The sequence below is a fragment of the Streptomyces sp. JLYT201 genome (assembly GCF_059448825.1).
Genome location: NZ_CM182551.1, coordinates 8,273,238 through 8,298,175, shown reverse-complemented (window position 1 = coordinate 8,298,175; position 24,938 = coordinate 8,273,238). Strand labels below are relative to the sequence as shown.

The following is a 24,938-nucleotide window of genomic DNA, read 5'->3' as shown; positions in this document are numbered from 1 at the left end:
GGCTGGCCGGATGCCCGTGACCGTGCTCCTCGTCGACGACGAGCCCCTCGTCCGCGCGGGTCTGCGCGCCGTCCTGGAGGCGCAGCCCGACATCGAAGTCGTCGGGGAGGCGGCCGACGGCGCCGCCGTGATCCCCCTGGTGCGGCAGCTGCGCCCGGACGTCGTCGCGATGGACGTGCGCATGCCCCTCCTGGACGGCATCGAGGCCACGCGCGCGGTGCTGCGCACGGTGCAGAACCCGCCCAAGATCGTCGTCATCACGACCTTCGAGAACGACGAGTACGTGTACGAGGCGCTGCGCGCGGGTGCCGACGGCTTCCTGCTCAAGCGGGCGCGGCCCGCGGAGATCGTGCACGCGGTGCGGCTGGTGGCCGAGGGCGAGTCGCTGCTGTTCCCGGCCGCCGTGCGCCGCCTGGCCGCCAGCCACGGCGAGGAGCGGGGCGAGGAGGGCGCCCGGGCCGCGTTCGCGCGGGCGGGGCTCACCGGGCGTGAGGAGGAGGTGCTGCGCCTGATGGCGCGCGGCCTGTCGAACGCGGAGATCGCGGGGCGGCTCGTGGTCGGCACCGAGACGGTGAAGTCGCATGTGAGCGCGGTGCTCGCGAAGCTCGGCGCACGGGACCGGACGCAGGCGGTGATCGTGGCCTACGAGTCCGGTTTCGTGGCTCCGGGGTGACGCGCGGCTCCGGGAAGGGGTGGTTCCCCGGGGGTCGGCACGATCAGCACTCGCACTGGTGGACGGCTTCCGAGTACCATCCGCCCATCATGCGCATGGGATGGAAGGTAGGACGTTGGGGCGGCTGACCGGCGGAGATCCATCTCTGCTACGGCGGATCAACTCCTCGGTGGTGCTGCACGCGCTGCGCGCCGCGGATTTCGCGACACTCACGGAGATCACCCGGGCGACGGGCCTGTCACGGCCCACCGTCGAAGGCGTGGTCGAAGGGCTGATCGAGGCCGGTCTCGTGGTGGAGACGGACGTGGACGACGGTGCCACGCGGCGCCAGGGACGACCGGCACGCAAGTTCCGCTTCCGTGCGGAGGCGGGGCATCTGCTCGGCCTGGAGATCGGCCCGCACCGGGTGGCGGCCGTCCTGTCGGACCTGCACGGCAAGATCCTCGGCACGGCGGCCAAGGACGTCTCCGAGACGGCGTCGGCGGACGAGCGCCTGGAGCGGCTGCGCGGGGCGGTCGCCGATCTGCTGCGCCGCGCCGGGGTGGCCCGCGGCTCGCTGCGCGCCGTCGGCGTGGGCAGCCCCGGCATCGTGGAGGCGGACGGCTCGGTGCGCCTGAGCACGGCGCTGCCCGGCTGGACGGGGCTGCCGCTCGGCGAGCGGCTGCGCCGCTCCTTCAAGTGCCCGGTCCTGGTCGAGAACGACGCGAACGCGGCGGCGGTGGCCGAGCACTGGAAGGGCGCGGCGACGAAGTCGGACGACGTGGTGTTCGTCCTCGCCGGGCTGAGCCCGGGGGCGGGTTCGCTGATCGGCGGGCGGCTGCACCGCGGCTACGGCGGCGCGGCGGGCGAGATCGGCGCGCTGCACCTGCTGGGCCGTGAGGTGAAGCCGGAGACGCTGCTCTCGACGACGGACGAGCCCTTGCACCCCCTGGACGAGCAGGCCGTGGCGGAGGTGTTCGCGCACGCCCGGGAGGGCGACGAGCGGGCCCTGGCGGCGGTGGACCGCTTCATACGGCGGCTGGTGCACGACGTGGCGGCGCTGGTCCTGGCGCTCGACCCGGAGCTGGTCGTGGTGGGCGGCTGGGCGGCGGGCCTGGACGGTGTCCTCGACCCGCTCCGCCGCGAGCTGGCCCGCTACTGCCTCAGGCCGCCCCGGGTGGCGCTGTCGATGCTGGGCGAGGCGGCCGTCGCGACGGGCGCGCTGCGCCTTGCGCTCGACCACGTGGAGGACGAGCTGTTCGCCGTGGAGGGCACGGTGTCCGCTTCGCGGTGAGGTGCGGGAGCCCCGCGGTTGTCCTCGAACGCCGGACGGGCTCGCTGCCCGTCCGGCGCACTCGTGCGTCCAGCAGGCCTCAGGAGGCCTGGCGCTCCGGGCCGTGGTGGATCTCCAGCGCGCCCTCGTCGCCGAACGTGAGGCGGCAGGTGTCCGCCCGGTACGTGGCCACGGAGAGCGCCACCGTGCGGCCGCCCGCCAGGAAGCGGGTGGTGACGACCAGGACCGGGGCGCCGGGCAGCCGGTCCAGGGCCCGGGCGTCGTCCGCGCGGGCCGAGCCGAGCTCGACGGCGCGGTCCTGGCCCTCGATGTCGAGCCGGGCGAGCTCCCGCAGCACGGCACGCGCGCGTGCGGGTCCGGCCGGGGCGTCGATGGCGGTGAGGTCGGGCACCGATGCCGAGGGCACGTACAGCAGCTCGGCGGCGACGGGGTGGCCGTGCGAGACGCGGGTGCGGCGGACCACGTGGACGGGCTCGTCCGGGCCGGTCTCCAGGGCGCGGGCGACGTCGGCGGGCGGGACGGCGGCCTCGCTGTCGGCGGGCTGCCAGTCGTCGCCGGGCGCGCCGGGCCAGCTGCCCCGGTCGGTGCCGACGGCCACGCCCATGCGCGGCGGCGCGACGGTCGTGCCGACGCCGCGGCGACGCTGGAGCCTGCCTTCCAGCTCCAGCTGCTCCAGGGCCTGGCGCAGTGTCGCGCGGGCGACGCCGAACCGGGCGGCGAGGTCCCGCTCGTTCGGAAGGATCTCGCCCACGGCGAACTCGGAGTCGAGTGCTTCGCTGAGCACGGTCTTGAGGTGCCAGTACTTCGGCTCCGGCACCGTTTCCAGCTGCGTGGTCCCCACCCTGTCCTCCGCAATCGCCGTGCGCAGGCGGCTTTTCAGCGCCTTGTTTATTAAAGGTTCCTGCACTATCTCAGCGACGATAGAGCCGCGCTCATCCTTGGTCAAGACCAATCCTGCTTCCGTTACTGCCCGCACAGAAGTGGTGCCACAGAGCATTCACGCGGTGTTCGCGCAGGGTCGACACCTCACCCCCTGGGGTGACGAAAACCGATACGTCGCCCATGCGCGCGCGTGACAGCAAGCCCCCGCCGGTGGCACGGGCGGGGGCTTGGCCCGGAAGGCCGGGAACCTAGAGCGAGAGACTCCCGAGCTTGTCCGGATTCCGCACGATGTAGACGCGCTGCACGCGCCCGTCGGCGACATCCAGCTGGAAGACGCTGTCCACCTTGCCGTCCACCAAGAAGGCGACGGAGACGGCGCCGTTGAGCTCCAGGTAGCGGAACTCGACCCGCTCGGCGCCCGGGACGCTCTTCTTCGTCACGCCCAGGACGAAGCGGCCGACCTTGTCGGAGGTCTCCAGGGTCCGCAGCGGCGCCTTGACCTTGCCGCCGCTGTCGCCGACCAGGCGCACGTCCGGGGCGAGCAGCGACATCAGCCCGTCCAGGTCGCCCTCCAGGGCCGCGGCGAGGAACCGCTCGGTCAGGTCGCGCCGCTCGGCGGGGTCGACCTCGTAGCGCGGCCTGCCCTCGTCGACGTGCTTGCGGGCGCGCCCGGCGAGCTGGCGCACGGCGGCCTCGGTGCGGTCGAGGGTCACGGCGATCTCGGCGTACGGGAACCCGAAGGCCTCACGGAGCACGAACACGGCGCGCTCCAGGGGGGAGAGGGACTCCAGGACGACGAGGACGGCGAGCGACACGGAGTCGGCGAGCACGGCCCGCTCGGCGGTGTCGGGGACGGTCGGCCCGAAGTCGGTGACGAAGGGCTCGGGGAGCCAGGGGCCCACGTAGGACTCGCGGCGCGACTGCGCGTGGCGGAGCCGGTCGATGGCCAGGCGCGTGGTGACGCGCACCAAGTAGGCGCGCGGTTCGCGCACTTGCTCCCGGTCGGCGTGGGACCAGCGCAGCCAGGCGTCCTGGACGACGTCCTCCGCGTCGGCCACGCGGCCGAGCATGCGGTAGGCGACGCCCAGGAGGACGGGCCGGTGCTCTTCGAAGACGTCGGTCGCGGTGTCGGTAGCCACGATCCCATCCCAGCTCACCGGCGATGGGCTGTCCACCCGCGACAGGCCCGGCGGACGAGGATCACAGCCGGGGGCGGCGGGATGTTCCCAGTCGGCGCCGGACGGCCCCTTGAACTCGGGGCTACTGAAGGGTAATTGTTGCTGACAAGCTGTCTAAGTCAGGAGTGGTCATGGCCGCAGAGGTGGCAGATGTCACGTTCGCCGTCGAGTCGCCCCGCGGGCCGCGCCCAGTGACCGTCTCCTACCGGCGCACGGGTGCCGGCGCGCCCCTGCTGCTCCTGCACGGCATCGGGCACCACCGCCAGGCCTGGGACCCGGTCGTGGACATCCTGGCGGCCGAGCGCGACGTGATCGCCGTGGACCTGCCGGGCTTCGGCGTGTCCCCGCCGCTGCCGGACGGCCTCGCGTACGACCTGTCGTCGGTGGTGCCCGCGCTCGCGGCGCTGTGCGGGGCCCTGGACGTCGAGCGGCCGCACGTGGCGGGCAACTCGCTCGGCGGCCTGCTCGCCCTGGAGCTCGGCCGCGAGAAGCTCGTACGGTCCGTTACAGCCCTGTCGCCCGCCGGATTCTGGACCCGGGCCGAGCGGCGGTACGCGTTCGCGACCCTGCTCGCGATGCGGCGCGCCGCGTCCGCCCTGCCGGTGCCCGCGATCGAACGCCTCTCCCGCAGCGCCGCGGGCCGCACGGCTCTGACGAGCACCATCTACGCCCGCCCCGCGCGCCGGGCGCCGGAGGCCGCCGTCGCCGAGACGCTGGCGCTGCGGTACGCGACCGGGTTCGAGCAGACCCTGGCCGCGGGGCGCGACGTGGTGTTCCGGGACGACGTGCCGGGCCTGCCGGTGACGATCGCCTGGGGCACCCGTGACCGCCTGCTCCTGCGCCGCCAGGGCGTGCGCGCCAAGCGGGCCATTCCCGGGGCACGGCTCGTCCGGCTGCCCGGCTGCGGGCACGTGCCGATGAACGACGACCCCGCGCGCGTGGCGCGCGTCATCCTCGACACGAGCCGCTGACGCGCGGGCAGGCGTCAGGAGTTGGACCACGCGCGCGTGCAGAGCACCAGGCGGTAGCCGTCCGGGTCCTCGACGGTGACGCCCCACTCGTTCCAGTACGGGTTGGGCGACAGGATGCGCTTGCCGCCGTGGGCTTCGAGGCGCGCGACGAGGTCGTCCGGCACCTCGCCGTCCACGTAGACGACGAGGAGGTCCTCCTCGGTGGGCCGGGCGTCCACGGGCGCACCGTGGACGAGCTCCAAGTGCCAGGCGCCGTCCGGCCAGCCGACCATGAGCAGCGCGTGCTCGCCGGGGCCGCCCGCGTCCTTGCGGTAGACGACGCTCAGGCCGAGCCCCTCGACCCAGAACCGCTCCGCCGCGGCGAGGTCACGGGAGGGGCGGGCGATGCGGATGTGGCTCGAACCGTTGACGGGCACGGGGTACTCCTTGCGTCCTGCTGAGGTGCGGCTCGCCCTGCCGCGCGCCGTCCGGACCACTGTAGGAAGCAGTGGATCTTGTCACCATCGGGCCTCGGTCCCGGTCCCCGGGGCGCGTGGCGTACACCTTCGGGACTAGGCCCTTCCCGTCGGACGGGCGGCGGGTGCGCGGGTGTCCGCGCGGCGGTTCCCCTGGAGCCATGGCCAGTTGTTCACTTGGGGTTCGCGTGCGAGCCGTGACACGAAAGTAAACGTGACTTCGCACACCGAACGACCGCCGTCCTTGGAGGCGCCCTCATGTCACACCGTCCGTCGAGCCCGTCCCCGCGCCGCCGCAGCGTGCTGCGCGGCTCGCTCGCCGTGCCCGCGGCGCTGGCCGTGCCCGCCGTGCCCGCGCTCGGCGGCGCCGCCCCGGCCTTCGCCCTCTCCGGGCGTCCCAGCGCCCGGTGGGGCGTGCAGGCCGGTGACGTGGGCGCGCACTCGGGTCTGGTGTGGGTCCGCTCCGACCGCCCGGCCCGCATGATCGTGGAGACCTCCGCCACCGAGTCGTTCCGCAGACCCCAGCGCTGGTACGGCCCGCTGCTCGGCCCCCGCACCGACTTCACGGGAACGACGCGGCTGCGCGAGCTGCCCGCCGGCGAACAGATCCACTACCGCGTGCTCCTGGCCGACCCGGACGACCCCAGGCGCACGAGCAAGCCGGTCACGGGCACGTTCCGCACGGTCTCCCGCTCGCGCAAGGACGACGTGCGCTTCCTGTGGTCGGGCGACATCGCGGGCCAGGGCTGGGGCATCAACCCCGACCTCGGCGGCTGGCGCGTGTACGAGGAGATGCGCCGGCGCAACCCGGACTTCTTCCTGTGCAGCGGCGACAACATCTACGCCGACGGCCCCATCCAGGCGAGCGTCAAGCTGCCCGACGGGCGGGTGTGGCGCAACGTCACCACGGAGGAGAAGTCGAAGGTCGCCGAGACCCTCGCGGAGTTCCGCGGCAACTTCCGCTACAACCTGCTCGACGAGCACGTGCGCCGCTTCAACGCCCAGGTGCCCTCCATCGTGCAGTGGGACGACCACGAGGTGCGCAACAACTGGTACCCGGGGCAGATCCTGGAGGACCCGCGCTACACGGAGAAGAACGTCGACGTCCTCGCGGGGCGTTCGCTGCGGGCCTTCAGCGAGTACTACCCGATCTCGACCCAGCGCCCCGGCGACAAGGACGGGCGGGTCTACCGGGTGCTGCGGCACGGCCCGCTCCTGGACGTGTTCGTGCTGGACATGCGCACGTACCGCAACGCGAACTCGCCGAACCGGCAGCCCGAGGACGCCACCGGCATCCTCGGCGCCGAGCAGCTCGCCTGGCTCAAGCGGGAGCTGTCGCGCTCGCGCGCGGTGTGGAAGGTGATCGCCTCCGACATGCCGCTCGGCCTGGTCGTCGCGGACGGCGCGACGAACTTCGAGGCCGTCGCGCAGGGCGACCCGGGCGCACCGCTCGGCCGTGAGCTCCAGATCGCCGAACTGCTGCGCCACATCAAGCACCGCAGGATCACCGGCACGGTGTGGCTGACGGCCGACGTGCACTACACCTCGGCGCAGCACTACGACCCGTCGCGCGCGGCGTTCAAGGACTTCGCGCCGTTCTGGGAGTTCGTGTCGGGCCCGCTGGCCGCGGGCGGCTTCCCGGCGGTGAAGCTCGACGGAACCTTCGGTCCGGACCAGACGTTCGTCAAGGCACCGGACCGGCCCAACACCTCGCCGGCGGAGACACCGCCGTACTACGGAGAGGTGGACATCGACGGCGGCAGCGGCGAGTTGACGGTACGGCTGCGGCAGCAGGGCGGAGGCGTGCTCTTCACCAAGGTGCTGCAGCCGGGGCGCGTGGGCCAGTGAGCCTCCGGCGGGCGCGTCCGCCGGCGAGCGCTCGCGGGTGCTTCCGTTGGCGCGTACCGATGGGGGCTTCCGCCGGTGAAGTGCTGGACGGCACGTCCACCGGTGCGCCACGGTGGACGCGGTGCCGCTGACGGCCCGCGCTCGGTGACGACGCGCGGTCCGACGGCGGCCGCGGAACCGTCGCGGGCCCGGGGCCCGCGGCGGTCGCACGGGTCGGACGGACCGAGAGGTCAGTGACGATCAATGGGCCGGTGACGGCCGACGGGGGAGATCGATGGACCATCACGGTGAACCAAAAGGAATGAAAGCGACAGAACCGCACTTAACCCATCAGACACAAGACGTTCGTGATCACGCAACACCCTTGGGCCACAGTGGCCGTATGACTGCTGACATGCCTGAGGTGACACGGAGCAAGGACGGACGGCCGGTGCACCACTGGCGCCGGGACGTCGTCGAACTGGCCGCGCTGTTCACGGCCGTGGCCGCCGCGGACGCCGTGGCGAATCTCGTGGGGCACGGCCCGGACGGGCCCGAGCTGCTGCTCGTCTCGGCCGTCCTCCTGGTCGCCACGGCCGGGTTCCACACCTGGTGGGCGCGGCGCCACACCCACGCACCGCCCGGCACGGGCGATCCCGATACCGGCGCCCGGCCCTCCGCCGTGGAGGACCGGGCCACCAGCGGCCCGGCGTCGTCCCCGGACGGGTCGACGCTGTGGCGCATGCGGACGACCGTGCGCGACGAGCCGGGTTCGCTCGCCGCGCTGTGCACGGCGCTCGCGCACGCGCGCGTGGACATCCTCAGCCTGCAAACGCATCCGCTGGCCGACGGCACGGTCGACGAGTTCCTGCTGCGCGCGCCCGCGGCGCTCCCCGCGGCGGACCTCACTCGGGCGATCGCCGCGGCGGGCGGATCGAGCACCTGGATCGAGCGGGCGGACGCGCACGACCTGGTGGACGCGCCCACGCGCATCCTCAGCCTCGCCACGCGCACCGCCCTGGACGCCGCCGAACTGCCGCTGGCACTGCGCCAGTTGCTGGGCCGCTGCACGATCCGCCTGCTGCCCGCCCAGCGCGGGCGGGACGGCGGGGAGGTGCCGGTGGAGGGCGCCTGGGACGGCACGCTCCTGCGCCTGCGGGCCCCCGAAGGCGGAGTGATCACGGTCGAGCGTCCGCATCTGCCGTTCACACCCACGGAGTTCGCCCGCGCGCGGGCCCTGGTGGAGCTGGACGCCAGGCTCGGCCCCCGGGTGCCGCGGGGCGAGGACGTCCTCACCCTCGCCGAGGGCAACGACATCACGGTCAGCCGCGCCGACACCGCCGACCTGGACGCCGCGAGGGCCATGCACGAGCGCTGCTCCCCGCGCACCCTGGGCATGCGGTACCACGGCCCGGTGGGGGACGCCGACCGCTATCTCAACCACCTGTTGAGCCCGCGCTTCGGCCGCACCCTGGCCGCGCGCACGGCCTCCGGCCGCGTCGTCGGCCTCGGCCACCTGCTGTGGGACGGCGACGAGACGGAGATCGCCCTGCTCGTCGAGGACGAGTGGCAGCGCCGCGGCATCGGCCGTGAACTGCTCGCCCGCCTCGTCTCGATGGCCGTGGAGGCGGGCTGCGACAACGTGTACGCGGTGACGCAGTCGTCCAACACAGGCATGGTCGCGGCGATGCGCGGCCTCGACCTGCCCCTCGACTTCCAGATCGAGGAGGGCACGCTGGTCATCACCGCCCGCCTGGACGCGACACCGGTGCGCTCGCACCTTCCGTACGACAGCCACCAGTAGTCCCACGCGACACCGGCGGCCCTGCCGGGACCCGGGATGCCCGGGCCCCGGCGGGGGTACCGCGCGGGGCTAGGCCGCGGCGTCCGGGGCGAGGTGGGAGGCGGCCATGTCCTTGTCGCCGTGCCCGGCCCCGGCCGCCCGCTCGAACCGCCGCAGGCCGGCCGCCGTGACGTCCACCGGTACGCCCGCGGACCGCGCGGCCTCGACCACCAGGCGCGCGTCCTTGGCCGCGTTGGCCACGGAGAAGCTGGGCGCGTGATCGGCCGCGAGCATGGCGGCCGCCTTGGCCCGGAAGAACGGGCTGTCCAGGGGCCCGCCCGCGATCACGTCCACGACGAGGGCGGGATCGACGCCGAGGCCCTCGGCCAGGGCCAGGCTCTCCGCCGCGCCGTGGGTGAGCGCGAACACGAAGCCGTTCAGGGCCAGTTTGAGGCGGCTCGCGGCGCCGTGCTCCTCGGAGACCCACACCGTGCGGCTGCCGATGGCGTCGAAGACCGGCTCCGCCCGGTCCCGCCCGGCCTGCGGGCCGGAGGCCAGGACGACGAGCTGCCCCTGCTCCGCGGGCTGCTTCGTGCCCTGCACCGGGGCGTCGTACAGGACGAGGCCGTGGCGTTCGGCGAAGCCCGCCAGGTCCTCGGCCGCGGCCACGCCCACGGTGCTGAGCTGTATCCAGACCGTGCCCGGCGCGAGGCCCGGCGCCGCGGCCTCCATGACCTCGTACACCGCGGGCCCGTCCTTGAGCACGGTCACCACGACGTCGGCGCCCGCCACGGCCGCGGCCGGGTCGGCGTGCGCCTCCACCCCGTCGAGCGCGGCGAGTTCGGCGGCCTTGGCGGGCGTGCGGTTCCACACGCTCACCGCGAACGCGCCGCGCAGGTTGCGCGCCACGGGGGCGCCGATCGTGCCGGTGCCGAGCACGGCGACCTTCTGCTGTGTCATGGGGTTCCTTCCGAGCGATTTTTATTGACCGAACGTTCCATTATTTGGGCATGCGAAAGGGCGCGAGCGGGATGGGAGCGAAGCGGCGGCGACGGCCGGGCCCGTTCCCTCCCGCGGGCCCCGGCCGGCCGCCCCGTCAGTCCAGGAGCGCCAGCGCCTGCTCCGCCGCGTCGCGCACCCGCTCCTGCCCGCCGGAGACCTTCCCGACCACGCGGATGCCCTGGAGCAGCACGAGCAGCATGCGGGCGAGGGCGCGCGGGTCGCGGTCGTCCGGGAGTTCGCCCTGGGCCTGAGCGCGGGTGAGTGCGGAGCGCAGCAGCGTCTCCAGGCCCTCCCAGTTCCGCTCGACCCTGCGGTCCGCCGCCTCGTCGTGCGGGGCCAGCTCCGCGGCCGTGTTGGTGATGAAACAGCCGGTGCGGCGGCGGTCGGCGGCCGCGGCCTCGGCGGCGAAGCGGCGCACCAGGTTCCGCACGCCGGGCAGCGCGGGCCCGGGGCGCGACAGCTCGTCGAGCAGCTCGGGCTCCCGCGTCTCCGCGTACCGGTCCAGGGCCTTCAGATACAGCTCGTGCTTGTTGCCGAAGGTCGCGTAGATGCTGGCGCGGCCGATGCCGAGGTGCGCGACGAGGTCCGCCATGGACGTCGCCTCGTACCCCCGGCTCCAGAACAGGTCGAGCGCCGACCGGAGCGCCACGTCGGGGTCGAATTCCTTGGTTCTGGCCATGGCGCAGAAGCTAGCCGCAACTGGAACGGTCAGTCAAACATGTGCGAGGCGCGACGCCCACCGGACGGGCCCGCGCCCCGACCGCGCCTCGCCCGCGCCCCTTCGGTGCCCCCTGCCGACGCCCCGCCCGTACCCTCTTTCCGCGCCCCGTCCGTACCCCCGCCCGTGACGCGCACCCCGGTCCCGTATCAGGATGTCCGCATGTCAGACACGAAGATCGCAAGCAGCACGACGGGCCAGGGCCCGCTGCCCCGCCAGGTCGCCGACGCCTACGTCGACGCCCTCGTCGCCCTCGACCCCGTCACCGGCACCTACCTCGGCGTCAAGGAGAGCCACAGCAAGCTGCCCGACCTCTCCCCCGCGGGCCACGCGGCCCGGGCCGAACTCCTGCGCACCACCCTCGCGCGGCTCGACGAGGCCGAGGCGCGCCCCGGGGCCGACACCGCGATCGAGCGGCGCTGCGGGCGGCTGCTGCGGGAGCGCCTGACGGCGGAGCTCGCCGTGCTGGAGGCGGACGAACCCCTGCGGACCGTCGGCAACCTGGGCACCCCACCGCACGAGGTGCGGGAGATCTTCACGGTGACACCGGCCGAGACCGAGGAGGACTGGGCGGCGATCGCCGAGCGGCTGCGGGCCGTGCCCGCCGCGTACGAGGGCTACCGCGCCTCGCTCGCGCTCGGCCTCGAACGGGGTCTGCCGGGCGCGCCGCGGCCGACGGCGACGTTCGTCGAGCAGCTCACGGAGTGGGCGGGTCCCCAGGACGGGCGCGGCTGGTTCGAGGACTTCGCGGCGGCCGGGCCCGCGGCCCTGCGCGGCGAGCTCGACGCGGCGGCGAAGGCGGCGACCGGCGCGGTCGTGGCCCTGCGGGACTGGATGCGGGACGTGTACGCGCCCGCGGTCGCCGATGCCCCCGACACGGTGGGCCGCGAGCGGTACGCGCTCCTGTCCCGCTTCTACAACGGTACGGACCTGGACCTGGACGAGGCGTACGCCTACGGCTGGGCGGAGTACCACCGGCTGCTCGGCGAGATGCGGGCCGAGGCCGAGAAGATCCTGCCCGGCGCGGCCACGCCGTGGGCGGTGCTCGCGCACCTGGACGAGCACGGCACGCACATCGAGGGCGTGGACGAGGTCAAGCAGTGGCTTCAGGGCCTGATGGACGAGGCCATCGAGGCGCTGGACGGCACCCACTTCGACCTGGCCGAGCGGGTGCGGAAGGTGGAGTCCCGCATCGCCCCGCCCGGCGGCGCCGCGGCCCCGTACTACACCCCTCCGTCGGAGGACTTCTCCCGGCCCGGCCGGACCTGGCTGCCGACGATGGGCCTGTCCCGCTTCCCCGTGTACGACCTGGTGTCGACCTGGTACCACGAGGGCGTGCCGGGGCACCATCTGCAGCTCGCGCAGTGGGTGCACGTCGCCGACGACCTGTCCCGCTACCAGGCGACCGTCGGCATCGTCAGCGCCAATGCCGAGGGCTGGGCGCTGTACGCGGAGCGGCTCATGGACGAACTGGGCTTCCTCACCGACCCGGAGCGGCGGCTCGGCTATCTGGACGCGCAGATGATGCGCGCCCTGCGCGTGATCGTCGACATCGGCATGCACCTGGAGCTGGAGATCCCTGCGGACTCCGACTTCCACCCGGGCGAGCGGTGGACCCCCGACCTGGCGCAGGAGTTCTACGACGCGCGCTCCAGCCGTCCCTCGGACTACGTGGAGAGCGAGATGACGCGCTATCTGACGATCCCGGGCCAGGCCATCGGCTACAAGCTCGGCGAGCGCGCCTGGCTGCTCGGCCGTGAGAACGCGCGCCGCCGCCACGGGGACGCCTTCGACGCGAAGGCCTGGCACATGGCGGCGCTCTCCCAGGGCTCGCTGGGGCTCGACGACCTGGTGGCCGAGCTGTCGGCGCTCTGACCGGCGGCTCACGGGCGCCCGGCGCGCCGAAGGCCCTCCCCTCGACGGCGGCTTCAGCAGCCGCAGTCGCCGTCGAGGGGGGCCGTCAGGGGGTCCGGCTCGCGCCGGTCCTGGCCCTCCCACGTCTCGTACGCGAAGCCCTCGCGGGCCCAGTACTCGAAGCCGCCGAGCATCTCCTTGACCTGGAAGCCGAGTTCGGCGAGGGCGAGGGCGGCGCGGGTCGCGCCGTTGCAGCCGGGGCCCCAGCAGTAGGTGACGACGGGCACCGACTTGTCGAGGAGGGCCTCCGCCTGCTCGGGGATGAGGGCGGTCGGCAGATGGACGGCGCCCGGGACGTGGCCCTGGTCCCAGGACTCGGTGGAGCGGGAGTCGAGGACGACGAAGCCGGGGTCGCCGTCGGCAGCGAGCGCGGCGGCGACGTCCGAGACGTCGGCGTGGAAGGCGAGGCTGGCGCCGAAGTAGGCGGCGGCCGCGGCGGGAGCGGCCGGGGGCACGCGGAGGACGGGGTTCGGGACGGTGGCGCTCACGGCGGTGATCGTGTTCATGGCCGGAAATCTACGGGCCGCGCGGTCGGCGCTGAACCCGTGATTCCCGGCGTACCTCTTGATCGACCGGGGATTTCCCTGTTTCCTCTCGGGCATGACCGGTTATTCCACGGACGCCACCGACTGGCGCATCCTCGACGTCCTCCAGCGGGAAGGACGCGCGAGTTACGCGGAGCTCGCACGGGCCGTCTCGATGTCCCCGAGCGCCGTCACCGAGCGGGTGCGGCGCCTGGAGGAGGCGGGCGTGATCCAGGGGTACGCGGCCGTGGTCGACCCGGAGCGGCTCGGCCTGCCGATCCTCGCGTTCGTGCGGCTCCGCTATCCGAACGGCAACTACAAGCCGTTCCACGACCTGGTCGACGCGACGCCCGAGATCCTGGAGGCGCACCACGTCACCGGGGACGACTGCTTCGTCATCAAGGTCGCCGCGCGCTCGATGCGGCACCTGGAGGAGGTCTCCGGAAAGATAGGCGCGCTCGGCGCCGTGACGACGAGCATCGTCTACTCCTCTCCCCTGCCGAGGCGTCCGCTGGGGCGCTGACCCCGCCCGCCCGCGGGCCTCATCCGGCGCCGCGCTGGCGCACCACCGACCCCTCGCGCCCCTTGACGACCTCCAGCTGCGCGTGCACCCGGCGGCGCAGGTCCGCGACGTGGCTGACGATGCCGACGCTGCGGTCCCGCTCGCGCAGGGAGTCCAGGACGTCGAGGACCTCGTCGAGGGTCTGGTCGTCCAGGGTGCCGAAGCCCTCGTCGATGAAGAGGGTGTCCAGGCGGACGCCGCCCGCCTCGTCCGTGACGACGTCCGCGAGGCCGAGGGCGAGGGCGAGGGACGCGAAGAACGTCTCGCCGCCGGAGAGCGTCGAGGTGTCCCGCTCGCGGCCCGTCCAGGCGTCGACGACGTGCAGGCCGAGGCCGGAGCGGCCGCGGCCGGTGCGGTCGGCGGAGTGGACCAGGGTGTAGCGCCCCGAGGACATGCGGAGCAGCCGGGCGGTGGCCGCCGCGGCGACCTGTTCGAGCCGGGCGGCGAGGACGTACGACTCCAGGCGCATCTTGCGTTCGTTGTCCGCCGAGGTGCCCGCGGCGAGCGTGGCGAGGCGGGTCACGCGGTCGTACTCCTCGCGCAGCGGCGCGATCCTGCGGGCCGCCGCGGTCGAGCGGGCGGAGAGCCGGTCGAGGTCGGCGCCGCGCCGGGCGGCGGCGTCGCAGGCGGACGCGGCGGCGCGCGCCCGCAGGTCCGCGGCCTCGACGGCGGCTTCGGCGGCGGCGAGGGGCGCGGCCGGGAGCCGGGCCGCGGCGGCCGCGTCCGGCTCGGCGAGCAGCGCGCGGACCGCTGCCTCTTCCCGCTGCCAGGCGTCGACGCGTTGCTGGAGCTCCCGGTGCCGGGCGTCGTCGAGGAGCGCGGCGGCAGCGGCGGCCGGGGTGTCGAACCCGGCGCGGAAGGCGGCGTCGGCGAGGCGGGCGTCGGCGTCCTTCAGGCGCTGGGCGGTGTCGTCGGCGGTGCGCGCGGCGTCGGCCGCCTCGGTGAGGAGGGCGGTCCCGCGCTCCAGTTGGGCGGCGCGCTCGGCGACGCTGGCGCAGCCTCCGCGGGCGTGGGCCAGCTCGTCCGCCAGGCCGGTCCGCTCCCGCTCCAGGGCGTCGCGCAGCGCGGCGCGGGAGTCGACGCGGCGCGCGGCCTCCTGCTGGGCCGCGACCCTGCGGTCGTGCTCGCGCTCGGCCCGGGCGAGGGCCTCGCGCGCGGCGTGCAGGCCGGACGCGCGGTCGCGGGCGCTCCCGTGCTCCTGGCGCAACCGCGCCACGGACGCGGCCAGTTCGGCCACGGGTGTCTCCGAGGCCGCGGCGGTGGCCGCGGCGAGTTCGGCGCGGACGTCGGCGTGCTCGCGCTCGGCGCACTGAGCGGCCTCCTCGGCGCGCTGGTGGGCGGCGAGCGCGGCCTCCTCCGTGGCGCGGTCGACGTGTCCCTCGGCCCTGCGGGCGGGCGCGGGGTGCTCCGTGGCGCCGCACACGGCGCACGGGGCGCCGTCGGTGAGGTGCGTGGCGAGCTCGGCGGCGATGCCCGCGAGGCGCCGCTCCTTGAGGGTGAGCCAGTGCGCGTGGGCCCGGGCGGCGTCCTCGCGGGCGGTGACGGCGCGCTCCCTGGCCGTGGCGGCCGCCTCGGTGAGCCCGTCGCGGCGCCGGGCGGCGTCCAGCCGCTCCTGGTCGGCCTTGAGCTGACCGGCGAGGTGCTCGGTGCGGGTGGCCGCCTCCTGGGCGGCTTCGATGTCCTGCTGGAGGCGGGTGCGGGTGCCGTCCCAGTCGGCGAGCCAGCCCTCGGCCTCCTGGAGGAGGTCGTCGTCGGCCCGCTCCTGGCGGTCGAGGTCGGCGCGCTGCGCGGACAGTTCGCCCAGGCGGTGCTCGGCGCGGCGGGCCGACGCGAGTCCGCCGAGCTCCTCGCTGGCCTTGCGGGCGGCGCTCGCGAGGCCTGCCGCGCTCTCGTCGGCGTACCGCGCGGGGAGGAGTCCGCGCGCGCGGGCCTCGGCGGCGGTGGCGCGCCGGTGGTCGGTGTCGATGTCCGCGCGCAGCGCGAGGGCGGGGGCCACGGCTTCCGCCCTGCGGCCCTGCTCCATGCGGGCGAGCACGCGCCGGTGGTCCTCCGCGCGCTCCTCCAGGCGGGCCGCCCGCTCCTCGGCGTCGGCGAACCTCCTTTGCAGCCGGGCCCGTTCGCGTACGTCGTCGAGCTCGGCGGCCGCGGCGGCGCGGGCGGACTCGGCGTGGGCGAGGGCGCTGCGCGCGACGGCGTGCCGCTCGCGGGCGCCGGAGCGGGCCACGGCGGCCCAGGCGAGGACGGCGCCGGCGAGCCCGGGGTCGCCGGGCTCGACGTCCGGCAGCGGCAGCTCGGCCCCGGCGTCGCCGGGCGCGGCGCCCGCCGCCTGCTGCATGCGGTGGGCGTCCGCGAGGAGGTCCGCGTCGGCCTCGCGGACCTGGGCCTCGGCGGCGCGGCGCCGCTCGGCGAGCCGCTGCTCGACGGCGGCGAACCTGCGGGTGTCGAAGAGCTTTCCGAGGAGCTTGCCGCGGGCCTCCGCATCCGCCCGCAGGAAGCGCGCGAAGTCGCCCTGCGGCAACAGCACGACCTGGCAGAACTGCTCCTTGCTCATGCCGAGCAGCTGGGTGATCTCCTCGCCGATCTCCTGGTGGGATCGGCTGAGGTCCTTCCAGGTCCCGGTGCCCGCGGCCGGGCCGTCCTGGCCGGGGACGTGCTCCCGCAGCCAGCTCTGCGCCTTGTCCGTCGTGGTGCCCGTGCCCCGCTTCTTCGGGCGCTCCCAGGGGGGCTGCCGGGTGATCTCCAGGCGGCGTCCCGCCACGGTCAGTTCGAGGCGCACCTCCGTGCGGACGTCCGGGCGCGCGTGGTCGCTGCGCAGGGTGACGCCCTGGCCGCTGCCCTGGCGGGGTCCGGGCACCGAGCCGTACAGCGCGTAGCACACGGCGTCCAGGACGGAGGTCTTTCCGGCGCCCGTCGGGCCGTGCAGCAGGAAGAGCCCGGCGGCGGACAGCTCGTCGAAGTCGATGTCCTGGGTGGTGCCGAAGGGGCCGAAGGCGGTGATCCGCAGCCGGTGCAGCCTCATCCGGCCACCTCGCGCAGCATGTCGTCGGCGCGGACGGCGTCGAACGCGTCCCGCAGCACCGTCCGCTCCCGGTCGTCGGGGCCCGCGCCGCGCACATGGGTCACGAAGTCCTCCGCGATCTGCTGGTCGGTGCGGTCCTTGAGGCGCCGCGCGTACGACACACCGGGCTCCTCGGGGGCGCGGGCCGGGTCGAAGACGAGGCTGAGGGTGTGCGGGAAGCGCTCGCAGAGCCGGGCCATCGGCTCGTCCGGGCGCACGGGGTCGGTGAGGGTCGCCTCGATCCAGGCGTCCTCGTGCCGGGCGAGGTCCGGGTCGGCGAGGAGGTCCTGGAGGTCGCCCCTGACGCGGGCGAGGGGCCGGGGCACCGGGCAGTCGACGCGCTCGGCGGCGGTCAGCCCGCCCGCCGCGTCGAGCTCGACGAGCCACATGCTCTTGCGGTGGTCGGCCTCGGAGAAGGAGTACGCCAGCGGGGAGCCGCTGTAGCGCACGCGCTCGTCGATGATCTGGCTGCCGTGCAGATGGCCGAGGGCCACGTAGTCGACGCCCGCGAAGACGGCGGAGGGCACGGAGGCGACGCCGCCGACGGTGATGTCCCGCTCGCTGTCGCTGATCTCGCCGCCGGTCACGAAGGCGTGGGCGAGGACGACGGAGCGGGTGCCGGCGGGCCGGGCGGCCAGGTCGGCCCGCACCCGGTCCATGGCGGCGCCGAGCACCGCCTCGTGTCCGGCGCGCTCGACGCCGAACTCGTCCTTCACCAAAGCGGGCTCCAGATACGGCAGGCCGTAGAAGGCCACGTCCCCGTGGGCGTCGGCGAGCACCACGGGCTCGCCGACGCCGGCCGGGTCGGTGCGCAGATGGATGCCCGCGCGGTCGATGAGTCCGGCGCCGACGCCGAGGCGCCGCGCCGAGTCGTGGTTCCCGGAGATCATGATTGTGGGCACGCCGAGGTCGGCGAGGCGGTGCAGGGCGTCGTCGAACAGCTCGACGGCGGCGAGCGGGGGCACCGCCCGGTCGTACACGTCTCCCGACACGACGACGGCGTCCACCGCGCGCTCGCGGACGGTGGCGACGAGATGGCCGACGAACGCGGCCTGCGCGTCGAGCATGCTCACCCGGTGCAGGGCCCGGCCGAGATGCCAGTCGGAAGTGTGCAGCAGCCTCATGGCCCCCGAGACTAACGGCCGGGTCTGACATCACGGGCGCCCCCACAGTTCCCCGGGGCACACAACACGACCCTCCAGGGCATGGTGTCCCGCCCTTTCGGGCCGCGAACGGGACAGGTGCCCCGTTACGGCAGTGCCCCGAAGGGGCGCGGGGAACTGCGCGCCCAGCCACGACGTGGCGGCAGACGGCGACGGCCCGAGCCCGCGGAGCCCAGCCGGTCAGGCGTCCCCGTAGGCCTCTCCCCCCAGTTCGAACCCGGCGCTGCCCGCCGTCGCGTCGGCGAGCCAGGCGCGGAACTGCTCGACGTCGGCCTCCGGGAGGCCGATCTCGATGGTCACCGCCTCGCCGTAGCCGACGTCGCGCACCTCGCGGCCCGCCGCGCGCAGGTCGTTCTGCAGCTTGCCCGCGCGCTGGTGGTCGACGGTGACGGTGGCCAGGCGGAAGCGGCGCCGGGTGCGGGTGCCGAGCGCGTCCAGGGCCTCGCCGACGGCGCCGCCGTAGGCCCTGATGAGCCCGCCCGCGCCGAGCTTGACCCCGCCGTAGTAGCGGGTGACGACGGCCACCACGTACCGCATGTCGCGGCGCAGCAGCATCTGGAGCATGGGCACGCCCGCCGTGCCGCCCGGCTCGCCGTCGTCGCTCGCCTTCTGCACGGAGGCGTCCGCTCCGATGACGTACGCGAAGCAGTTGTGCGTGGCGGTGGGGTGTTCCTTGCGGACGCGGGCGATGAAGTCCTGGGCCTCCCGCTCGGTGGCGGCGGGTGCGAGCGCGCACAGGAAGCGCGAGCGGTTGATCTCGGTCTCGTGCACGCCCTCACGGGCCACGGTGCGGTACTCGTCCAGCATCCGCCCAGCGTATGCCCCCTGTCGGACGGCCCGGACGGGTGCCCGCCGCAGCGCGGCGGACCGGTGCGCCTGCTTGCCGCCCTCGGAGGGCCCTGGGTACTTTCGCGGCGGTTCACAGGGCCGTCGTGATGAGTCGACGTCCGTAGTCGGTGTTGCCGCAGTTCTTACTCACAAGTACCACAACGACATTACCGCGCAGTATTTATAGGATTCAGGCAGCGAGAATCCGGAACCCTGCCCGTAGGAACCATGACAGTTACCGGTGCGTCTATTGAGGGGCATTCACAGCGGGGATCACACCACGGTGAAAAATCGATGAGCGGTACGGAATTGCGGCTTCCATTTATGGTTCCGGTGCATGATTCCTCCGCACCGATGCGTAGGGTGTAACACTCAAGTGCTCTGGTCAGAGACACCAGGGCTCCGGAGGAGATATGGGGCACCGATTCAGATTCAAGATTCTCGGCCCGCTCTCTGTCATGTCCGGCTCCGGCCAGGTGCACGTGGGAGGTCCCCGACACCGCACCATCCTCGCGTCCTTGCTGCTCAACGCGGACCGGATCGTGTCCGTCGACACGCTCGTCGACACGGTGTGGGACGGCCGCCCACCGGCCACCGCACGCACTCAGGTGTCCATCTGCATCGCGGCGCTGCGCAAAGCATTCAAGGCTGCTGGATTCACGGACCAGGTCATCGTGACGGCGCACCCGGGATATCTGTTGCGCATCGGCGAGCACGAGGTGGACGCCATCGAGTTCCAGCAGCTCGTGACCACGGCCGAGGAAGCCGTCAGGACTGACCGATTAACGGACGCCGCCCATGCGTACACCCGGGCGCTCGGCCTTTGGGAAGGCCCGGCATTGACGGGCGTGACGGGCCGCGCCGTCGAGGACGAGGCCCGGCGTCTGGACGAGCTGAAGCTCAGCGTGTTCGAGGACGCCGCCGACGTACGGCTGCGCCTGGGCCAGCACCACCGGGTCATCGCGGAGCTGGCCGCCACGGTCCGCGCCCACCCGCTGCGCGAGCGCGCCCTGCACCTGCTGATCACCGCCCAGTACCGCTCGGGCCACCGCGCGGAGGCCATGGAGAGCTACCGGCAGGGACGCAAGCGCTTCATCGACGAGCTCGGTCTCGAACCGGGGCCCGCCCTCAAGGAGCTGCACCGCTTCATCCTCCAGGACGACCGCGAGCGCGGGCCCGGCACCCAGGACGGCGCGGGCGCCGACCCGCCCGCCACCGCGCCGCTCCCGCACGATCCGCCCTTCGAACTGCCCACGGACGCCCCCGGGTTCACCGGCCGCGCCCGCGAGCTGGAGCAGCTCGGCGTGCTCCTCGACCGCGGCGCCGACGTGCGCGGGCCGACGGTCGGGCTGATCAGCGGGCTCGCGGGCGTGGGCAAGACCTGTCTCGCGGTGCGGTGGGCGCGCGGGGTCGCCGACCGCTTCCCCGACGGCGTGCTCTTCGCCGATCTGCACGGCTACGACGAGCGCCACGAGCCGACGGCCGCCGCCGGGGTCCTCGGCGGCTTCCTGCGCTCCCTCGGCTTCGCGGGCGTGCAGATCCCGCAGGCCCCCGAGGAGCGGGAGGCGATGTACCGCAGCGCGCTCGCCGACCGGCGCGTCCTCGTGGTCCTCGACAACGCCCGTACGTACGCGCAGATCCAGCCGCTGCTGCCGAGCAGCGAAGGCTGCAGCGCCCTCGTCACCAGCCGCGACCAGCTCGCCGAGTTCGTGGCCTGGCCGCCGCGGGCGCGCGTGCACCTCAACCGGCTGGCCCCGGCCGAGGCGGTGGAGCTGGTCGACCGCGTCGTCGGCTCCCAGCGCGTCGCCGCCGAGCCCGCCGCCGTGGCCCGGCTCGTGGAGCTGTGCGACCTGCTGCCCCTCGCGCTGCGGATCGCCGCCGCGCGGCTCGCCGCCAAGCCGCACTGGACCGTGACCCACCTGGTGTCCCGGCTCAGCGACGAGGAGCGGCGCCTGGACGAGCTGAGCCAGGGCACCTCGCGCATCCGGGCGAGCTTCGGGATCAGCTACCGCTGCCTGTCCGCCGACGCCGCCCGGCTCTACCGCGGCCTCGGTCTCCTCGACGTCCACGACTTCGCGCCCTGGGTGGCGGCGGCGCTGCTCGACACGGACCAGTTCACCGCGGAGCGGCTCATCGAGCAGCTCGTCGACGCCCAGTTCCTCACCGCTCTGGGGCCGGACGCGGCCGGGCAGCCCCGGTACCACTCCCCCAGCCTGCTGCGCATCTTCGCGCGCGAGCGGGCCCACGGGGAGGACGCCGAGGAACAGGGGCGCGCCGCCGTCGTCCGGGTCCTCCAGGCGGCGCTCGGCCTGGCCGAGCAGGCCCACCGGCGGCTCTACGGCGGCGACTTCAGCATCATCCACAGTGCCGCGCCGCGCTGCGCACCGCCCGACGCACTGGCCGCCGAGCTGCTCGCGAGGCCGCTGGAGTGGCTGGAGGCGGAGCGGCTGTCCCTGGTACGGCTCGTCGGGCAGGCCGCGGGGGCCGGCCTCGACGAGCTGGCCTGGGACCTCACGCTGTGCTCGGTGGTCCTCTTCGAGACCCGCAACTACGTCGACGACTGGCGCCAGTGCGCCCAGCAGGCCCTGACCGCCACCCGCGCCGCGGGCAACGTCCGCGGCCAGGGCGCCATGCTCTACGCCCTGGGCGCCCTGGAGATGCGCCTGCGCCGGTTCGCGGGCGCCGACGCGGGCTTCGCGGCGGCGCTGGCGCTGCACGAGCTCGCGGGCGAGGAGCACGGACGCGCCCTGGTCCTGCGCAGCATGGCGATGATCGACCAGATGCGGGGCGCGACGGACTCCGCGATGGACCGCAGCGTGGCCGCCCTCGAGGTGTTCCGCGCGGTGGGCGACCTGTCGTCACAGGCCCATGTGCTCAACAACATGGCGCAGATCGAGCTCGACCGCGGCCATCTGGCGCAGGCGCGCAAGCTCAGCCTCCGGTCGGTGCGGATCTCGTCGGGCATCAGCCCGGGAGGCGCCCGCAGCACGGCGCAGGGCACGCACCGGCTGGCCCGCGTCTATCTGGCGGAAGGCCGCTACGACCTGGCCGAGAGCGCTCTCCTGCGCATGATCCGCATCACCCGGGCAAGCTCCGACCTGCTCGGTCTCGCCCATGGGCTCCTCGGCCTCGGCGAGGCCCGGCTCGGCCGCGGCGACTGGGAGCAGGCCCGCGCCACGCTCCTGCACGCCCTCGACATCGTGGCCACGGTGCACAGCCCGCTCGTCCTGGGGAAGATCAAGCTGGCCCTCGGGGCGGCCTGCGGCATGGGCGGCCAGGACGACCGCGCCCGGGAGTACCTGCGGGCGGCCCGCGACTGCTTCCTGCGTGTGGGCGTGGACGACTGGGTCAAGCGCGCCGACGAGGCACTGGCCGCGCTGCGCACGGCGGGGGCGCAGCGGCGCGCCGAGGGCCAGGCGCACCAGGGCGAGGCCGCCCGGCGTCTGACGGTGCCCCGGGCACGCGCGCCCTGGGACCGCGCGGCCGCCGAGCGCGCCGTCTGGAACCCCGCGGCGGCGCGGGCCCGGGCCGGGCACGCGCCCACGGAGCACGGCGACCACGAGGAGGACGGCGCCGAACCCGGGCCCGAACGCGGCGGTCCACGCCGCATCCACCCCGACCAGCAGGGCGCGGACCGCGAACTCGGCAAGGCCACCGCCCTCGGCCTGGCGCCCGGCGGTCCTGGCGGCGGGCCCCCGCACGAGGGGCCGCGCGAGCACCGCGATGGCTGAGCTGGGGCGATATCGCGGCGCGGGCACGGCGGAAGGCGGATCGATAGGGGACCGAAGCCGCCGCCTCCTACTGTCGGCCGCGCGGGGCCGGTCGCCTCACCGACGCGGCCCCGCACCGCCGTGGGCCTCCACGGCGTCCCGTACCCCGCCGTGGCGCCCCGCGGTGTCCCGCGAGGCGCCACGACAAGCATCGTTCTCGTCAGTTCTGGTTCTCGTCAGTTCTAGTCGTTCTCTTCAGCTCTCGTCGTTCGTGGAAGGAATGCGATGCACAGCAGGCGGACCACACCGGGCGGCGATGCCGCCCCCCTCAAGGGCCGGGTCGTCGCCGGGCCCCTGGAGCCCGGCGACGACGAGGACTGGCACGCGGTCCCGCACCGGTCAGGTCCGCGCGGGCTCGGCTCTCGCGCTCCCCAGTGACTGGCTGAACAGCAGCACCAGTTCGTGGAAGCGGTACAGGGGCCGCCCCAGGCGGTCCACGCCGCAGATGTCCAGGAGGGCGGCGTCCACCAGGCGCTCCAGGCGCCGCTCGGCCGTCGACTCCGGCTCGGCGAGGCAGCGCGCGGCGGTCTCGGCCCGGAACGGCTCCGTCCCGAGGCTCGCCAGGCACATCAGCGTACGGCCGGTGTGCCGGGGCAGCTGCCGCAGCGAGGTGAGCAGCGCTCCGCGCACGTCCAGTCCGCCGTACGACAGTTCGCGCAGCCGCGTCGACGGCTCCGCGAGGCGGTTCGCGAGCCACGCGGCGGGCCAGCGGGGCCGGGCGGCGAGGCGGCTGCCGACGACGCGCAGCGCCAGCGGCAGGCCGCCGCAGCGGGCGAGCAGCGCCTGGGTGGCCGCCGGGTCGGCGAGGAGCTGGGCGCGGCCCGCCACGCTGACGAGCAGGTCGAGCGCGGCGTCGTCCTCCAGGGGGGTGAGCACCGTGGTGCGGGCCTGGGTGACGCGCGGCAGCCGGGCCCGGCTGGTGATGAGGACCGTCGCCTCGGGCGAGCCCGGCACCAGGGGCTCCAGCTGGCCGCTGTCGACCGCGCCGTCGAGGACGACGAGCAGCCGCTTGCCCGCGGTGCGGATGCGGTAGAGGCGGATCAGCTCGTCGAGGCAGGTGCGGTCGTCGTAGCCGTCCGTGCCGCGCACGCCGCCGGTGGTGTCCGCGAGCTCCGGCACCGCGCCGAGCGCCCGGAGCAGCATCGTGAGGACGTCGCGCACGCTGCGGGGCGTGCCGTCGGCCGTGGTGAGCTCGGCGAAGAGCTGGCCGTCGGGGTAGTGCCGGGCGGCGGCGTGCGCGGCCCGGACCGCGAGCGCCGTCTTGCCGACGCCCGCCATGCCGGTGACGAGCAGGCCGCGCGGCCCCCCGCCGTCCGGGTCGGGCGTCAGCTGCTTCTGCATGGCGGCCAGTTCGCCCTCCCGGCCGATGAGTTCCTCGACGTCCGCGGGGAGCATGGAGGGCCGGGGCGCGTCGTCGTAGGCGTCCGAGCCCGATCCGCCGCTGCCGGCGCCGGGGCCGAGCTTGCCCACGAGGACCGCGTGGTAGGTCGAGCCGAGCGTCTCCCCCGGGTCGATGCCCAGCTGGTCCGCGAGGACGTCGCGGCCCTCGTGGTAGCTGCGCAGCGCCTCGGCCTGCCGTCCGCACCGGTACAGGGCGGTCATCAGCTGGGCGCGCAGCTTCTCGCGCAGCGGGTACTCCGCGACCAGGCCGGTGAGTTCGGCGGTCAGCCGCTCGTGCCTGCCGAGTGCGAGGTCGGCCTCGATGCGGCGCTCCAGGACGTGCATCCTGGCTTCCTCCAGGCGCGGCAGCTCGGCTTCGGCGAGATGGTCGGTCACGCCGGAGATGCCGGTGCCGCGCCAGAGGCCGAGGGCCTGGCCGAGCAGGGCGGACGCCTCGCGGTTGCGGCCCGCGGCCAGTTCGGCGCGGCCCCGCTCGGCGAGCCGCTCGAACTCGATGAGGTCGACGGTGCTGCGGGGCGCGCGCAGCGCGTACCCCGGCGGGCGCCGCTCGATGGCGACTTCGTCACCGAGCAGCTTCCGCAGCCGCGACATGTACGTGTAGATCTGCGCGCCGGACGTGGCCGGCGGCTCCCACCCCCACAGCAGGGTGCTCATGCGCGCGTCGGACACCACGCGCCCCCGCGCGAGCAACAGCGCCGCGAGCACCGTAGGTACTTTGGATCCGGTCAGGGCGATTCTCTCGGCGCCCCTTACTGCTTCCACCGGGCCGAGGACTCGAAAGTCCATCTCGGCACCCCCCGTCGTCAGGCGAACACTTGCTGGGTCTGACGCTACGAAGTGCCGTTATCCACGGCTTATTCGGCGGACAACAACCTTTAAACCTCACGCACCGCATACGGCTGAATACATACCTTCAGCCGTATGGGCGCTGTTGCCGGATCCTGCTGTTCCCGTGC

The 24,938-nt window shown here is 74.3% G+C and carries 18 protein-coding genes; 8 read left to right on the top strand and 10 right to left on the bottom strand.

Annotated features, from left to right (window positions below; all coding sequences use genetic code 11):
* Positions 1–10: 10 nt before the first annotated feature.
* Together AC5WAM_RS35385 and AC5WAM_RS35380 are read left to right on the top strand one after the other, a co-directional pair.
* Positions 11–673, top strand: coding sequence for a response regulator transcription factor (locus AC5WAM_RS35385; protein WP_495519995.1), 663 nt, complete (start codon positions 11–13; stop codon positions 671–673).
* Between the two features lie 115 nt (positions 674–788).
* Positions 789–1,946, top strand: coding sequence for an ROK family transcriptional regulator (locus AC5WAM_RS35380; protein WP_366793683.1), 1,158 nt, complete (start codon positions 789–791; stop codon positions 1,944–1,946).
* A 79-nt stretch (positions 1,947–2,025) separates the two neighbouring features.
* On the opposite strand, the gene AC5WAM_RS35375 is transcribed toward AC5WAM_RS35380, so the two are convergent.
* On the bottom strand, positions 2,026–2,787 hold the full coding sequence (locus AC5WAM_RS35375) for a GntR family transcriptional regulator (RefSeq protein ID WP_366793684.1): 762 nt from the start codon (positions 2,785–2,787) through the stop codon (positions 2,026–2,028).
* A gap of 289 nt (positions 2,788–3,076) precedes the next feature.
* Positions 3,077–3,967, bottom strand: a complete 891-nt coding sequence (locus AC5WAM_RS35370; RefSeq protein ID WP_366793666.1) for an RNA polymerase sigma-70 factor — start codon at positions 3,965–3,967, stop codon at positions 3,077–3,079.
* A gap of 170 nt (positions 3,968–4,137) precedes the next feature.
* Here AC5WAM_RS35370 and AC5WAM_RS35365 point away from each other — a divergent pair, with 170 nt between their 5' ends.
* Positions 4,138–4,977 (top strand): alpha/beta fold hydrolase, encoded by an 840-nt coding sequence (locus AC5WAM_RS35365; protein WP_495519994.1) that lies wholly within the window; start codon positions 4,138–4,140, stop codon positions 4,975–4,977.
* A 14-nt stretch (positions 4,978–4,991) separates the two neighbouring features.
* Here the strand turns inward: AC5WAM_RS35365 and AC5WAM_RS35360 are convergent, their stop codons facing one another.
* Positions 4,992–5,393 (bottom strand): VOC family protein, encoded by a 402-nt coding sequence (locus AC5WAM_RS35360; protein ID WP_495519993.1) that lies wholly within the window; start codon positions 5,391–5,393, stop codon positions 4,992–4,994.
* A gap of 297 nt (positions 5,394–5,690) precedes the next feature.
* On the opposite strand from AC5WAM_RS35360, the gene AC5WAM_RS35355 reads away from it, so the two are divergent.
* Positions 5,691–7,280: an alkaline phosphatase D family protein gene (locus AC5WAM_RS35355; RefSeq protein ID WP_495519992.1), complete on the top strand. Its 1,590-nt coding sequence runs from the start codon at positions 5,691–5,693 to the stop codon at positions 7,278–7,280.
* Positions 7,281–7,662: 382 nt separating this feature from the next.
* On the top strand, positions 7,663–9,063 hold the full coding sequence (locus tag AC5WAM_RS35350; RefSeq protein ID WP_366793670.1) for a GNAT family N-acetyltransferase: 1,401 nt from the start codon (positions 7,663–7,665) through the stop codon (positions 9,061–9,063).
* A 69-nt stretch (positions 9,064–9,132) separates the two neighbouring features.
* On the opposite strand, the gene AC5WAM_RS35345 is transcribed toward AC5WAM_RS35350, so the two are convergent.
* Entirely contained in the window at positions 9,133–10,002 is an 870-nt protein-coding gene (locus AC5WAM_RS35345) for an NAD(P)-dependent oxidoreductase (RefSeq protein WP_366793671.1), read from the bottom strand.
* A gap of 136 nt (positions 10,003–10,138) precedes the next feature.
* Positions 10,139–10,723 carry a TetR/AcrR family transcriptional regulator gene (locus AC5WAM_RS35340; RefSeq protein WP_366793672.1) on the bottom strand — a complete coding sequence of 195 codons (585 nt, stop codon included), beginning with the start codon at positions 10,721–10,723 and terminating at the stop codon, positions 10,139–10,141.
* A 201-nt stretch (positions 10,724–10,924) separates the two neighbouring features.
* Between AC5WAM_RS35340 and AC5WAM_RS35335 the strand changes: the two genes are divergently transcribed.
* Positions 10,925–12,637: a DUF885 domain-containing protein gene (locus tag AC5WAM_RS35335; RefSeq protein WP_495519991.1), complete on the top strand. Its 1,713-nt coding sequence runs from the start codon at positions 10,925–10,927 to the stop codon at positions 12,635–12,637.
* 53 nt (positions 12,638–12,690) lie between these two features.
* Here the strand turns inward: AC5WAM_RS35335 and AC5WAM_RS35330 are convergent, their stop codons facing one another.
* The gene (locus AC5WAM_RS35330) at positions 12,691–13,182 is read right to left on the bottom strand and encodes a rhodanese-like domain-containing protein (RefSeq protein WP_495519990.1); all 492 of its coding nucleotides are present in this window, start codon (positions 13,180–13,182) and stop codon (positions 12,691–12,693) included.
* Positions 13,183–13,276: 94 nt separating this feature from the next.
* On the opposite strand from AC5WAM_RS35330, the gene AC5WAM_RS35325 reads away from it, so the two are divergent.
* Positions 13,277–13,723: an Lrp/AsnC family transcriptional regulator gene (locus AC5WAM_RS35325; RefSeq protein ID WP_366793675.1), complete on the top strand. Its 447-nt coding sequence runs from the start codon at positions 13,277–13,279 to the stop codon at positions 13,721–13,723.
* 19 nt (positions 13,724–13,742) lie between these two features.
* Here AC5WAM_RS35325 and AC5WAM_RS35320 read toward each other — a convergent pair whose 3' ends face one another.
* The 3 genes from AC5WAM_RS35320 to AC5WAM_RS35310 form a co-directional block, all read right to left on the bottom strand.
* Positions 13,743–16,781, bottom strand: coding sequence for an AAA family ATPase (locus tag AC5WAM_RS35320; RefSeq protein ID WP_495519989.1), 3,039 nt, complete (start codon positions 16,779–16,781; stop codon positions 13,743–13,745).
* A complete protein-coding gene (locus tag AC5WAM_RS35315; protein ID WP_495519988.1) occupies positions 16,778–17,944 on the bottom strand; it encodes an exonuclease SbcCD subunit D in 1,167 nt (388 codons plus the stop codon). The genes AC5WAM_RS35320 and AC5WAM_RS35315 overlap by 4 nt, the downstream gene beginning before the upstream one ends.
* 219 nt (positions 17,945–18,163) lie before the next feature.
* On the bottom strand, positions 18,164–18,790 hold the full coding sequence (locus tag AC5WAM_RS35310) for a YigZ family protein (protein WP_495519987.1): 627 nt from the start codon (positions 18,788–18,790) through the stop codon (positions 18,164–18,166).
* A 503-nt stretch (positions 18,791–19,293) separates the two neighbouring features.
* Here AC5WAM_RS35310 and AC5WAM_RS35305 point away from each other — a divergent pair.
* Positions 19,294–22,542, top strand: a complete 3,249-nt coding sequence (locus AC5WAM_RS35305) for an AfsR/SARP family transcriptional regulator (protein ID WP_495519986.1) — start codon at positions 19,294–19,296, stop codon at positions 22,540–22,542.
* 378 nt (positions 22,543–22,920) lie between these two features.
* Here AC5WAM_RS35305 and AC5WAM_RS35300 read toward each other — a convergent pair whose 3' ends face one another.
* Positions 22,921–24,768 (bottom strand): AfsR/SARP family transcriptional regulator, encoded by a 1,848-nt coding sequence (locus AC5WAM_RS35300; protein WP_366796292.1) that lies wholly within the window; start codon positions 24,766–24,768, stop codon positions 22,921–22,923.
* Between the last annotated feature and the right edge of the window lie 170 nt (positions 24,769–24,938).

Excerpts from the sequence above, each read along its gene's own strand:
- AC5WAM_RS35385 (WP_495519995.1), top strand. The coding sequence starts at position 11 with ATGCCCGTGACCGTGCTCCTCGTCGACGACGAGCCCCTCGTCCGCGCG.
- AC5WAM_RS35365 (WP_495519994.1), top strand. The coding sequence starts at position 4,138 with ATGGCCGCAGAGGTGGCAGATGTCACGTTCGCCGTCGAGTCGCCCCGC.
- AC5WAM_RS35355 (WP_495519992.1), top strand. The coding sequence starts at position 5,691 with ATGTCACACCGTCCGTCGAGCCCGTCCCCGCGCCGCCGCAGCGTGCTG.
- AC5WAM_RS35350 (WP_366793670.1), top strand. The coding sequence starts at position 7,663 with ATGACTGCTGACATGCCTGAGGTGACACGGAGCAAGGACGGACGGCCG.
- AC5WAM_RS35345 (WP_366793671.1), bottom strand. The coding sequence starts at position 10,002 with ATGACACAGCAGAAGGTCGCCGTGCTCGGCACCGGCACGATCGGCGCC.
- AC5WAM_RS35340 (WP_366793672.1), bottom strand. The coding sequence starts at position 10,723 with ATGGCCAGAACCAAGGAATTCGACCCCGACGTGGCGCTCCGGTCGGCG.
- AC5WAM_RS35335 (WP_495519991.1), top strand. The coding sequence starts at position 10,925 with ATGTCAGACACGAAGATCGCAAGCAGCACGACGGGCCAGGGCCCGCTG.
- AC5WAM_RS35330 (WP_495519990.1), bottom strand. The coding sequence starts at position 13,182 with ATGAACACGATCACCGCCGTGAGCGCCACCGTCCCGAACCCCGTCCTC.
- AC5WAM_RS35325 (WP_366793675.1), top strand. The coding sequence starts at position 13,277 with ATGACCGGTTATTCCACGGACGCCACCGACTGGCGCATCCTCGACGTC.
- AC5WAM_RS35320 (WP_495519989.1), bottom strand. The coding sequence starts at position 16,781 with ATGAGGCTGCACCGGCTGCGGATCACCGCCTTCGGCCCCTTCGGCACC.
- AC5WAM_RS35315 (WP_495519988.1), bottom strand. The coding sequence starts at position 17,944 with ATGAGGCTGCTGCACACTTCCGACTGGCATCTCGGCCGGGCCCTGCAC.
- AC5WAM_RS35310 (WP_495519987.1), bottom strand. The coding sequence starts at position 18,790 with ATGCTGGACGAGTACCGCACCGTGGCCCGTGAGGGCGTGCACGAGACC.
- AC5WAM_RS35300 (WP_366796292.1), bottom strand. The coding sequence starts at position 24,768 with ATGGACTTTCGAGTCCTCGGCCCGGTGGAAGCAGTAAGGGGCGCCGAG.